The organism is Thalassospira lucentensis, from assembly GCF_032921865.1.
Lineage (GTDB): Bacteria > Pseudomonadota > Alphaproteobacteria > Rhodospirillales > Thalassospiraceae > Thalassospira > Thalassospira lucentensis_A.
This window is the reverse complement of the sequence record NZ_CP136684.1, coordinates 3,477,762-3,490,330: the sequence shown is the minus strand read 5'-3', so window position 1 is coordinate 3,490,330 and position 12,569 is coordinate 3,477,762. Positions and strand designations below refer to the sequence as shown.

Annotated in this window: 11 protein-coding genes; 4 read left to right on the top strand and 7 right to left on the bottom strand. The window is 54.6% G+C overall.

What is annotated here, in order from left to right; genetic code table 11:
• Window positions 1-132: 132 nt before the first annotated feature.
• On the bottom strand, window positions 133-1,179 hold the full coding sequence (locus tag R1T41_RS16935; RefSeq protein WP_062949305.1) for a methyltransferase domain-containing protein: 1,047 nt from the start codon (window positions 1,177-1,179) through the stop codon (window positions 133-135).
• 185 nt (window positions 1,180-1,364) lie between these two features.
• Here R1T41_RS16935 and R1T41_RS16930 point away from each other — a divergent pair, with 185 nt between their 5' ends.
• On the top strand, window positions 1,365-2,723 hold the full coding sequence (locus R1T41_RS16930; protein ID WP_297205169.1) for a DnaJ domain-containing protein: 1,359 nt from the start codon (window positions 1,365-1,367) through the stop codon (window positions 2,721-2,723).
• A gap of 58 nt (window positions 2,724-2,781) precedes the next feature.
• Here R1T41_RS16930 and R1T41_RS16925 read toward each other — a convergent pair whose 3' ends face one another.
• The 4 genes from R1T41_RS16925 to R1T41_RS16910 all read right to left on the bottom strand — a co-directional run bounded on the left by R1T41_RS16925 (window position 2,782) and on the right by R1T41_RS16910 (window position 7,608).
• Complete coding sequence (locus tag R1T41_RS16925) at window positions 2,782-4,242, bottom strand: aminoacyl-histidine dipeptidase (protein WP_317338043.1); 1,461 nt, start codon at window positions 4,240-4,242, stop codon at window positions 2,782-2,784.
• A 146-nt stretch (window positions 4,243-4,388) separates the two neighbouring features.
• Window positions 4,389-4,898, bottom strand: coding sequence for an N-acetyltransferase family protein (locus tag R1T41_RS16920; RefSeq protein ID WP_317338042.1), 510 nt, complete (start codon window positions 4,896-4,898; stop codon window positions 4,389-4,391).
• Window positions 4,899-4,945: 47 nt separating this feature from the next.
• Window positions 4,946-6,580, bottom strand: coding sequence for a diguanylate cyclase (locus R1T41_RS16915; RefSeq protein WP_062949313.1), 1,635 nt, complete (start codon window positions 6,578-6,580; stop codon window positions 4,946-4,948).
• Between the two features lie 494 nt (window positions 6,581-7,074).
• Window positions 7,075-7,608 carry an Hsp20/alpha crystallin family protein gene (locus R1T41_RS16910; RefSeq protein WP_317338040.1) on the bottom strand — a complete coding sequence of 178 codons (534 nt, stop codon included), beginning with the start codon at window positions 7,606-7,608 and terminating at the stop codon, window positions 7,075-7,077.
• Between the two features lie 241 nt (window positions 7,609-7,849).
• Between R1T41_RS16910 and R1T41_RS16905 the strand changes: the two genes are divergently transcribed.
• Both R1T41_RS16905 and R1T41_RS16900 read left to right on the top strand, forming a co-directional pair.
• Window positions 7,850-8,479: an NUDIX domain-containing protein gene (locus R1T41_RS16905; protein WP_317338038.1), complete on the top strand. Its 630-nt coding sequence runs from the start codon at window positions 7,850-7,852 to the stop codon at window positions 8,477-8,479.
• A 130-nt stretch (window positions 8,480-8,609) separates the two neighbouring features.
• Window positions 8,610-9,608, top strand: coding sequence for a cysteine synthase A (locus tag R1T41_RS16900; RefSeq protein WP_317338037.1), 999 nt, complete (start codon window positions 8,610-8,612; stop codon window positions 9,606-9,608).
• A 64-nt stretch (window positions 9,609-9,672) separates the two neighbouring features.
• Here the strand turns inward: R1T41_RS16900 and R1T41_RS16895 are convergent, their stop codons facing one another.
• The gene (locus R1T41_RS16895; RefSeq protein ID WP_317338035.1) at window positions 9,673-10,953 is read right to left on the bottom strand and encodes an MFS transporter; all 1,281 of its coding nucleotides are present in this window, start codon (window positions 10,951-10,953) and stop codon (window positions 9,673-9,675) included.
• A 109-nt stretch (window positions 10,954-11,062) separates the two neighbouring features.
• Between R1T41_RS16895 and R1T41_RS16890 the strand changes: the two genes are divergently transcribed.
• Window positions 11,063-11,980, top strand: a complete 918-nt coding sequence (locus R1T41_RS16890) for a LysR family transcriptional regulator (protein ID WP_317338034.1) — start codon at window positions 11,063-11,065, stop codon at window positions 11,978-11,980.
• A 3-nt stretch (window positions 11,981-11,983) separates the two neighbouring features.
• Here the strand turns inward: R1T41_RS16890 and R1T41_RS16885 are convergent, their stop codons facing one another.
• Window positions 11,984-12,493: an ATP-binding protein gene (locus R1T41_RS16885; RefSeq protein ID WP_317338033.1), complete on the bottom strand. Its 510-nt coding sequence runs from the start codon at window positions 12,491-12,493 to the stop codon at window positions 11,984-11,986.
• Window positions 12,494-12,569 lie beyond the last annotated feature (76 nt).

The following is a 12,569-nucleotide window of genomic DNA, read 5'->3' as shown; positions in this document are numbered from 1 at the left end:
CTTGGCCCCTTCGAGGAAGCCGGAAAATAGAAGTACACCCTGCCCCTGTCAACACCTAAAACAGGTTGCAGCGACAGAATTCCAGACAAAGTCCATTCATTCGTCGCCAACAGCAGACATCAAACCGGTCGATCACCTGATCGTTGCGTAGAACCGATAAAATGCCAGCGTTCCGTTTTCAAGCATTTTTACGCGATTCATCCACATTTCCATCTCCGGCACCAGATATGCCAGAACATCCGGGTCCAACCCGCTATTCTGGATATCTGCAAGCATGGCCATCCAGGCTGCCTTGATCTGCTTTACATGGACATCTGACTCGTCCTTGGCGATGCGAATGTCGAATTTCAGCTTGCCCAGCGCATTCTTGTAATGGTCCGCCGTCCAGGGGTAAGGCCGGAAATCCTCGTGCCTTGCCCATTCAGCAATGGCATCTTCGTGCCCTTCGGATGTTAGGACATAGTCTGTCAGCAATATCTGGCCGTGATCGCGCAATGTTTCCGCCAGCGACACCAGCAAAACATCCTTGTTTTCAATGTGGAACAGGTCCCCAAACGAATAGACCACGTTGAAATAGGCTTTGCGCAATTCCGGGTTGGACGGATCGAATGCCTGCACGGGGACCTTTTTCTGAACACCGGCCTGAACGGATCGCTCCATGCCCAGCAACGCCAATTCACCATCACGTTCATAGGCTGTGACCCAGACACCCAGCTTGTCGGCAAGCAACCGCGCCACCCCACCAAGCTTCGCACCGATTTCAAGGCAGCTCATAGTTTCGTCAAGCGCAAGCGGCTTTGCCAGTTCCAGTGCATAATCATGGCCACCGGGGATCATGATCCCGCGATCAAACAGCTTGGCATAAAGCTTGACCCGTTCTGGCGGCCAGCGACCAATTTCATCATCAAGGTCAAGCTCGCCCAGTTCCGGCTCGACCGGCCTCGCAAGAAACAGGCGCATTCTGTGAAGCCACGCCCGGTAATCATCTATTTCTTTTTGCAAAAGATAATATTCAACCGGGTTGTCATAGCCCTGCCAACGGGCGCGAAGCTTTGTCGCAAGACTAAGCCTGTGGCCATCGGGCATCACAAATTCGGGCATATCACCACCGTAACCACCACCGTGGTCAAGGACATCGCCGTCATGGTCGGCATTGCGTTGCCAGAATTTAAGTTTCAAGGCAGATACTCGCTAAGCGGTTCGCGGTGGACGGATCAATTCTTGCAAAATATGGCAAATACGCAAAAGTGACAACGTGTTAAGATTTCAATCATATGATCCCGACGTCGACACGAATATAAATTCAACATGTTTTACCTGTCCGGCTTCGGGACAATATTTATGTGCAGGATGCCTTTTCACGAATGAGCCAGGATCACCTCGGGATCTATTATCGCCTGCTTAAAATTGCGCCGGGTGCCAGCGCAAAAGAGATCAAGCTTGCCTATCGCAAACTGGCGTTTGAATTTCATCCTGATCGAAATACAGATATCGATGCCGAAGAAAAATTCAAGGACATCACCGAAGCCTATGAAATCCTGATCGGCATACGCAAGGCTCCCCCAAATGCGCCTCGCAACGGTAAAAACAGCACAGGCGAAACGGCAGGCAAACAGCAAAACGGCCCCTATGGTCCGCAGGCTGCCGGGGCCAAAAATGCCAGTTCGCAACGCACCCGACAGGGATTTGCCGGTACCGGGCGCAAGGCCGAAACCAGCCGCGAAAGCGAAGAAGACAGGTTTGCACGTGCCAACGAGGCCTATCGCCAGCAGCAGGAACGCAACGCGGCGCGCAAATCAAACATCCATCCGGGGGCCAAACGCCATGCAAAAAACCGCACGACCCCGGATCAGGCCGGATTTGTACGCTGTGCGGTCACCGAAGTCGTATCAGCCCAACCCCGTCAGGTGGAATTCACCATTGTTCGCGGTTTTCTGAATTCCCTGAAAATCGAAAAGATCACCGCCAACCTTGCCCCGAAGGGGGCAAAGCGCATGGCACTCAAAGCCAGTTTCAAAACATGGCTGCGGGGTTTCTGGGGCTGGCGCAGTTTCATCCCGGCATGGCGGGCGATCATCGGCAATATGCGGGGCGGCACCCTGCCCCCGGAAGGCAATGCAAAACTTCTGTTCACGCAGGCCACCGCATTCGAACGCAGCGGTAACAAGCCGCTTGCGCGTGCCGTCCTGTTACAGGCCAATGATTTCATCGGCACCAACCGGTCAGTACTGGCCGAACAGATTCGCGCCAATCTGCGGCGTCTGGATGACGGAAAGCCCCTTCGCCGGGTACGCAGCGAATGGAAACAGGCCGGGATGCTCGATGCCCTTTTACATCTAAGCCCGCTATTTGTTGCCATTTTCTGTCTGCTGGTGGCGTTTGGGCCGGGACAGGGCTTTGTCAGTCACGACATTCCAAAACTTGTGTCCGAAAAGACCAGTGAACTGACGCGCAAAGTCGAACAAATCATCGGCGAGGAACGCGATCCCTATTACATCGACCGTGATCTTCTGAACATGCGCGAAGGTCCCGGTGTCGAATATCCGGTCATGCGGCGTCTGGCACGCTTTGAAACCGTCTATGTCGACGGACCAAGCGAGGATTTCTGGATTGAGATTGAAACCGCCCTTGGCGAGACAGGCTTTGTCAATCTGGATGCGCTGGTACCCGGAAGCGGCGCAAAGGCACGCGATGAGTGGTGTGCCACAAACAGTTGCGACTGACCGCAGATACGATCAGTCGCAACAGACTTCTAATCTGTAGGTTACCAAGTAACCAAAATCAGTTTTTGACCGGAATCGCCTTCAGCGCCGCCAGAAGATAATCCCAGAAACGCAGGACACTTGGCACATGGACGCACTCGTCCGGACTATGTGCGCGTTTAATGGTCGGGCCGAATGAAACCATATCCCAATGCGGATATTTCGCCCCCAATACACCACATTCCAGACCGGCATGAATGACCCGGATTTCAGGATCCTTGCCAAACATGTCGCGATGAACGGCCTTCATCATATTAACGACTTCGCTGTCCGCATTCGGCTTCCAACCCGGATAGGCATCGCCCCACTTGACCGTGGCGCCGATATTTTCAAACACCGATGTCGCAACCTCGCGAAGGGCATCACGCGCCGAATTGATCGAACTGCGCGCCGAAAGGGTGACATCCGCCTTGCCATCGGCCAGCTTGATAATCGCCAGATTGATCGACGTCTCAACAACACCTTCAACACTGGTGCTCATGGCGTGCACACCGTTCGGTGCTCCGACAACCGCATTATTGAAACGTTTGGAATCCGTCGCGCTCATCGCCTTTGCGGGCACTTCGGCATCTTTGGCTGCAATGGCAAAGTTCGGCTCGATCACGCCGATCTCGTCTTTGATCTCGGCTGCAAAGGCGCTCAGTGCACCATCAAAGGCCGATGCCTTATCGGACGGCAAAACGACCGTTGCAAAGGATTCCCGCGGGATCGCGTTACGCGCCGTACCGGCATTGATGGTCACAATCCGCGCACCAAGATCACGAATGGCGGTGCGCAGGAAGCGCGCCATCAGCTTGTTGGCATTCCCAAGTCCAAGGATGATATCGATCCCCGAATGCCCGCCCTTAAGACCGGTCAGGGCAATTTCACGTGCAACCTGTCCGCTTTCAACGGCTTCGGGGGTATAGGCAAAACTCGCGACCAGATCGCCACCACCGGCACAGCCCACGCAAAGCTCGTATTCATCCTCGGTATCAAGGTTCAGAAGGATTTCGCCCTTAAGCCGACCGGGCTCCAGATTCATCGCACCGGTCAGACCGCGTTCTTCATCAACCGTGAACAGCAGTTCCAGCGGACCGTGTTCAAGACCTTCTTCGGTCATAAATCCCATCATCGCCGCCGCACCGATGCCGTTGTCAGCACCAAGGGTGGTGTTATCCGCCGTGATCCATTCGCCATTCATCAGCATGCGGATCGGATCGGTATCAAAATTGTGAGTCGAACCACTATTGGCCTGCGTCACCATATCAACATGGGCCTGAAGGATCGCCATCTTGCGATTCTCGAATCCCGGTTTCGCCGGAATGGAAATAACAAGGTTGCTGCCGCTGTCGCGGAAATGCTCAAAACCCTTGGCATCGGCCATCTTTTCCAGAAGCTGCAAAACGGCTTCTTCCTTGGTCGACGGGCGCGGGGTGTCGCAAAGTTTCTGGAAGTTCTCCCAGATTGCAACCGGGGCAATTTTGCTGATTTCATTCACGGTGGCGCTCTCCTGTATCGTTTATTTGCCGCGTATGTGACGGGCATTTCGCGGGTGCCCTAGCTGCTTAACGCATCGGCGGATCAATTTCCAGATCATCTAAGGGATTTTACGCAAACTCCGTTCCGGATTGGTGGCTGCGCTAACTAGTCGATCCCGATCCTCCTGCTCCGCCGTTCAAGCAGCAACACATCGCGCCATTTCCCCTGCATCGGTCCATATCCCATACGTCCGAACCCTGTGCGGCGGCACAGGACTTCGAACCCGTGCTTTCGATGCAGGGCGACACTTCCGGTATTTTCGGGAAATATTCCGGCTTCCAGTGACCAAAAACCGTTTTGTTCAGAACCTTCGATCAATGCCTGCATCAAACGGCTTCCGATCCCCTGCCCCTGACATTGCGGATCGACATAAACCGATACCTCGGCAACACCGGCAAAGGCACACCGCCCCGAAACGGCGGATAACCCGGCCCAGCCGGTTATCTGTCCGGCATCGTCAAGCGCGACATAGCGGCATTTCGTCGAATGCCCGCCATCCCAGTCGGCCCATGTTCCGCCATGTTGCTGAAAGGATGCATGACCGGATTTCAGCGCCCGGTCATAGATATCGACAACCGCGTTTCCATCCATCGCCTGCATATCGCGAATGTTCATTTTTCGCCTGCCACTTTACGCAAAGCGATACGGTAATTCAGTCCGGATCAACTGTCGATATCGTCATCAAAGGTCAGGAATTTGATGCAGTCACGACCGGCTTCCTTGGCCGCATACATCGCCCGGTCTGCCGTCAGCATCGCCTGCTCCAGCTCGACAAACTGCCCACGCAATTCCCCGCCAACGGTGACACCAAAACTTGCCGTGATGGTGACGTTCTCATCACCGCTATTACCAACCGGTATTTCGATTGCACGGATCATTGTTGCCAGCCGTTCGGCGATCCGTTTGGTCACTGCTGCTGTTGCCGACGGCAACAGAACGGCAAATTCCTCGCCTCCCAGACGCACGACAAGATCATCATCGCGAAGCGCCTGGCGCAGGGTTACTGCGATTTTCTCAAGAACCCGGTCACCGACCGAATGTCCATAGGTATCATTGACATATTTGAAATAATCGACATCCAGAACCACCAATCCGAACTGCCAGACCTTGCCCTTCAATTGCCGGATTTCGCGCAGTCGGCTGACTGCTGATTCAAATCCGCGCCGGTTCAATGCCCCGGTCAGCGGATCGGTCGACGCCAGCGCATCAAGATGCTGTTCCTTGCGTTTATGGCTGGAAATATCCAGTGCGGACACCATCACGCCGCCATCTTCCATCAGGTTCATGCGGATATCGGCATGGCAACCAGATGGTGTTTTGACACTTTCATTATTGGCGTGCCCGTGGCCGCTTTTGATCATGGCGTCATACATCTCGCGCAGGATCGTGATATCAAAGACGGGCGCATCATCGCTGTTACCCTGTTCTGTACCGAACAGACGGGCAAATTCGCGGTTGTAATTCACAACATTCTGACGGATATCAAGCATTGCAACGGCTGACGGCACCATGCGGATGACTTCGGTCACGGCTTCTTCAAGACCGGCCTTGGTGCGCATCAGGGCTTCGTTCATTTCGACTTCTTCGCGCACATCATGTGCGGTCGTCAAAATAGCCGGGCGACCATCATGCCACAGGATGCGTTCATCGGTCAGATCCCGCCAGACGATATTGCCATTATCGAGAACGTCGCGCACACGATGGCGTTCACCTTCGCGTTCGCCATGCAGAATATCGGCAACATGCTTTAAGGCGCGTTCGCGATCCGCTTCGGGAATAAATCGCAATATGTTGGGCTTTTCCATGAATGCACTGGCATTTTCCGCCCCCATCAGGCGCGCAAAGGCATCATTGACATAAAGCGCTGTCATGTCGCGATGGACCATCACACCGATAAAGGACCGGCCCAGCATATGATCGACCTGCATCGCGGTCGTGCCGTTATCAATCAGCTGCGCTGTTGTCAGCACAGCGTTTTCATCGGCCCATTCAACGGTTTCGTCGCTGATCTCCATCCAGACCGGCGTGCCATCGGTACGAAGGTTATAAACCTTTTTCCAGCCATGGAACCCGGTGGCTTTTTGGAATTCCGCCACCAGCTTGGCCGCTTCGTAATGGAAACTTGGCGGGATATATTGCCGAAGGTCAGGCTCCGACATGAAATCCTTCACATCCTTGCGACCAAGCATTTTCGCGTAGGCATCATTGACATACACAGCGGTCAAATCCCTGTGCACGACAACTCCCACCCGCGACCGCCCGTAAAGACGCGCGATTTCTGTCGGTTCGAATCGCATCAAAGCCCCATCATCCCCGCCAATGCGATCTAACGCGCCATCTATCCTGTTTGGTGGCGTTTATTCCGCGCGCTAATTGATCAAATGCTATACTATATTAACAATAATTAAAATACGGCACGGTCGCTTTCACCCTTGCGAATAGTTGCATTGCAATATTAAGGGGTCCTTCTGCGTGCGATGCCATAATTTCTTTCGCCAATTGCGAATTTCCGCTCATCCCCTCTCTTCGCAAAGCTGTTGTGAAACCATGGGATATATGTTGTCTCCAGAATGATAATTCCAGAACCATAACCAGATAGAATGCGTGAAATATAAAAATAATCATGACACCGTCGTTGGGAACAACAGAACAAGACGCCCGTTTCGTCCACAAGGCCCGATCAATCGGGATTAAACTGGTGTCAGCATTTACCGGGTTGATATAACGAAAGAACCCGCCCTGAAACAGGACGGGTTCCTACAGATGACAATCCCTCAATCGGGATTGCTTCTCATCCTTTTCGGACGGGAATTTTAACCTCGTCCTTTTTGCTTTCGGCCGTTTTCGGAAGAACCAGCGAAAGCACGCCGTTTTTCATCACGGCATCTACCTTGGCGACATCAACATGATCAGGAACGGCAAAGGAACGCTGGAAACGGCCATAACGCCGTTCGGACAAATAACGTCCTTTTTCCTTTTCTTCCTTCTCTTCCTTTTTCTCGCCACTTACGACGAGATAACCGTTCGAGACGCTGATCTGAACGTCCTTCTCCTCAAGGCCCGGCAGCTCGATACTTAATTTGTAAGCAGCGTCATCTTCGGTAATATCCACCGGAGACATTGCTGTTTCAGGGCTAACCGTAGCCCACCATTTATCAACAGGTGTCGCAGCAGAGAGCCTGAAAGGGAAATGCCAGGCCGCTGGGGAAAACTCGTCAAACAGTTGATCCACCTGACGGCGCAGACTGTTAAATGGATGCCAGACTTCCGGCTTTCCTACGGTTTCCGGTGATTTTTCGGATACAGCTTGCTTGTTCTCGGTCATAACCAGATCCTCCAACTAAGGATTACTGAACCGGCGAAGTACACTTCTTTTTCGCAGAAAAATCTTTGATCTGGATTAAACCTAAAAGATCTTTTCTCAAAAACAATGCAACCTTACCGAACAAAAACAACATCGTCGAAAACCGGTTTTCAGATACCGGCTGGCACACTAGTGTCTGTATCAATCATCTGATCACGAATTCTGTCTGAAAACAGGACCAATCCGGAAAAAGGGACCGAACATGAATGCAAACGATGTTGAAATCCTTGAACGCAAACGCGGCTGGGACGGGCATTTCAAGCTTGATGTCTATAAGCTCCGCCATCAGTTGTTTGACGGTGGTCAAAGTGCGGTTCTGCAGCGCGAAGTCCTTGAACGCGGGCATGCCGTCGCGGTCCTGCCCTATGACCCGGTACGTGATGAAGTTGTTTTGATCGAACAATTCCGCCCCGGTGCCATTTCGGTCCATCAGCGTTTCCCTGAAATGCCGCTTTGGCTGACGGAAATTGTCGCTGGCATCGTCGAGGACGGCGAGGAAATGCAGGATGTCGCGCACCGCGAAACCATGGAAGAATCCGGTTGTTCGGTCATCGGCGACCTTGAACTGATTTCGCGCTATTATGTCACCCCCGGCTGTTCAAGCGAAACAGTCACCATGTATTATGGTCGGGTTGATGCGTCCAAAGCCGGTGGCCTGCATGGCCTCGCTGAAGAAGGCGAAGACATCCGCGTCTATACGGTATCGTCCGAGGAATGCTTTGCCATGTTGCGTGACGGACAACTCTGTAATGCAACGGCGACGATTGCCGTTCAGTGGCTGATGCTCAATCGCGACCGTATTCGCAGGGAAGCCGGGGTTTCGGGCGTGTGAACGTGTTTGCCGGATGCAAGTTAATTAACACACAAATTTAGTGGTAACTTTTAATCAATCTTGACTTTTGTGTATAAAAGACCCAATCAACAGGTAACAAAACACATTCTAACCACGCTTGGAGTTTGTCATGGACATTCGCAATGGCACCATTGAAGCCATTGGCCGCACCCCGCTTGTGAAACTTAAAAAGGTTTCCGAGCTTACGGGCTGCACCATTCTGGGCAAGGCGGAATATGCCAATCCGGGCGGATCGGTCAAGGACCGCGCTGCCCTTGCCATCATTCGTGACGCGGAAAAACGCGGCCTTCTGAAGCCGGGCGGCGTGATTGTCGAAGGCACTGCGGGCAATACCGGCATCGGTCTTGCCGTGGTCGGCAACGCACTTGGCTATCGCACCGTGATCGTCATCCCCGAAACGCAAAGCCAGGAAAAGAAAGACCTGTTGCGTTTGCTGGGTGCCGACCTTCGCGAAGTCCCCGCCGTCCCCTATCGCGATCAGAACAACTATGTTCACGTTTCGCGCCGTCTGGCCGAAGAACTGGCAAAGACCGAACCGAACGGCGCCATCTGGGCCAACCAGTTCGATAACGTCGCCAACCGTCAGGGCCATATCGATACCACCGGCCCCGAAATCTGGGAACAGACCGATGGCAAGATTGATGGCTTTATCTGTGCGGTCGGTACCGGCGGGACGCTTGCCGGTGTGTCGATGGCGCTTAAGGATCGCAACAAGGACATTCAGATCGGCCTTGCCGATCCGATGGGGGCTGCCCTTTACAGCCACTACAAATTTGGCGAACTGAAATCCGAAGGAAGCTCGATCTCCGAAGGGATCGGTCAGGGACGGATTACCGCCAACCTCGAAGGCATTGATATCGACCACCCGTTCCAGATTTCAGATGATGAAATGCTGCCGATCGTCTTTGACCTGCTCAAGGAGGAAGGGCTATGCATGGGCGGTTCGACCGGGATCAACATCGCCGGTGCGGTACGTCTAGCCCGTGAACTCGGCCCGGGCAAAACCATCGTCACCATCCTGTGTGACCTTGGCACCCGCTATCAAAGCAAGCTGTGGAACCCGACCTTCCTCAGGGAAAAAGGTTTGCCGAGCCCGGACTGGCTCTAAGCCCGCCTGTTACCGGCCATCAAACAAAAACCCCCGCCTTCTGGCGGGGGTTTCTTTTTGTGTGTCAGGCAACGGCCTCGGCCCGTCTTGCGGCCTGCCAAAGGTAAGTCCCGCAAATCGCCGCACCAATCAAAAGTGCGCCAGCAAACGCCGCCACCGCGTCCCAACCACCATGTGACCAGAACCAGCCGCCAACCGATCCCATGATGCTAGACCCCAGATAATAGGCCAGCAGATAAAGCGACGACGCATGTCCCTTGGACTGTTTCGCCATTCGCCCGACCCAGCCACTTGCCACCGAATGAGCCACGAAAAAGCCGCTGGTCAATACCATGATGCCGCCGATCATGCCCCAAAGACTGGAAAGTAGTGTCAGGGCAACCCCAGCACCTGTAATCAGGATCCCCGCCAGCAAAACCGGGCCCCGGCCGATCCGGTCGGACATGGCACCGGCAATGGAAGACGTCACCATCCCGCAAAGATAAACCACAAAAATCAGACTGATCTGCCCTTGGCTCAGGTCATAGGGGGCAGCGGATAAACGGAACCCGGCATAATTATAGACCGTCACAAAACAGCCCATCGCAAATGCCCCGATCAGGAACACGAATGGCAGACCGGGATGGCGCAGATGCCCCTCCCACGCCCGGACATGATAGGACAATTGAAAGCCGGGGCGGCGCACGAAATTGCGCGATGCCGGCAACAGGATGACAAATCCAAGGGCCGCCAGCAACCCAAGTGCGCCCATCGCACCAAGCGCGAGATGCCAGCCAAGCATATCGGTCAGAATGCCGATCACCACGCGCCCGCTCATACCGCCAAGGGCGGTCCCGCTGATGTAAATGCCCATCGTGGTGCCAAGGCCGCGCGGATGCATTTCCTCGGCCAGATACGCCATCGCAACCGCGGGAACCCCGCCCAAAATCAGGCCTTCAAGCGCACGCACCACCAAGAACGCATGCCAGTCGGAAAGCAACGGCGCAATCAGGTTCAAAAGCGACGCGCCGCACATGGATGCAAACATCAACTGCTTGCGCCCGAATGCCTCGGATACCGCCCCGGCAAGCAGGATGGCAAAGGCAAGAAACCCGGTCGTCAGCGACAGCGCAAGCGAACTGGATGCCGGGCTGACGGCAAAGTCGCGCGCCAGTTCCGGCAATAGCGGCTGCACGCAGTAAATCAGCGAAAAGGTCGCATACCCCGCCAGAAACAGCGCCAGACTGATCCGGCGGAATTCCGGCGATCCCGGCTCGGTATAAACCGGCTCGGCCCCGGCGGTCGCTGGCTTGATATCATCATTGGCAGCCTGCGCTGCGGGGCTTTTCGCCCGGTGGGCACTCATATTCCGGCCTCGTTTTGAAGAATTCTGATCTGACCGAAAGGATTGCAGCTTTCCCGATATCCGTCCAATATATGTCACAGTCAATTTCGATATGTTTTGGAGATACCGGATGGAACTGCGCCATATTCGATATTTTCTTGAAGTCGCCCGCGAGGGGAACTTTACCCGTGCCGCAACCCGCATCGGCATCGGTCAGCCGCCGCTAAGCCAGCAGATCCGCGATCTTGAAACCGAAATCGGCACCCAGCTATTTCACCGCGTCCCGCATGGCGCGGAATTGACCGAGGCCGGAATTGCCTTTCGCGATATCGTGCAGCATTTCCCCGAACTGGCCGAACGCGCCATCCGCGCCGCACAGCGCGCCGGTCGCGGTGAAATCGGCTCGATCCGGGTGGGCTTTACCGCATCCGCCGCCTTTAGCCCCAGTGTCCCACGCGTTTTCCGTGATTTCCGCCGATCCTATCCGGGTGTTGAAATGACGCTGGAAGAAAACAATTCCGCCCGCCTTTTGAATGCGCTTATGGATGAACAGCTTGATGCCGTCTTTCTGCGCCAGGGTGCCACCAACAGCGATGCCATAAAACTGCATCGCCTGACATCCGAACCGATGCTGATCGTCCTTCCGGCCGGTCATCCTGCGGCCCGGCATGAAACGGTGGCGCTTGAAACCCTGCGTGATGATGCCCTGATCCTGACCCCGCGACAGGTCGGGCCGACCCATTTCGATATCGTCGTCGCCGCCTGCCGTGCCGCCGGGTTTGAACCGGTCATGGGGCAAAGCGCACCGCAATTGGGATCGGTGATCAACTTTGTCGCTGCCGAACTTGGCTTCTCGCTGGTCCCCGCCGCCATGGCACAATTGCAGGTCAATGGGGTCGTCTATCGCAAGGTCGCGGGGGATGTCCCGATGGCACATCTGGCACTGGCCTACCGCAGTAACGATATCTCGACCGTGCTGCGCAACTTCGTTGGCCGCACGCTGAATGCGCATCGCGCAGAAGATCAGAAAAATGATACAAATGATTGAATATTATTTGTTTTTATTGATGACCTCACAGATCGCATCAACAGCCTGATCGACCGTCATCTTTGCCGTATCGATAATCAGATCAACCCCGTGCCACGGTTCGTAATGACGGCCAAGGACCTTGTCCCAGTCGGGCTGATGCAGGTTTTCAATATCGCAGGGCCGGGTTTCGACACGGTGGCGATGCTCCGCCGGATCGGAACAGATTAGTTCAATCTGCACATAGGGTTTCCCGGCGCGCCTTGCTGCCAGTCGCCATTCGCTTCGGGTTTCTTCAACCGAATTGACCGCATCGCCGATCACCGTCAGGCCAAGCTTAAGGTTATCGGTCGCCTGCCGGTTGGCAACCATATAGCCGACCGGGCCGATATCATCATCGGGCGGTACCCCGGCATCAAGGATCGCCTGCTCTATCGTGTCGATCCGAAGATGCACCGCACCGGTTTTTTGCGCCAGCGCACGCGCAATGGATGTCTTGCCAACACCAGGCAAACCGCCAAAAATGATCAGCATATTCTATCCTTTCTCCGGCCCTGACCCTAAAACCGACACTCCCGCACTGGCAAGCATCTGATTTTGGGCTAGATTA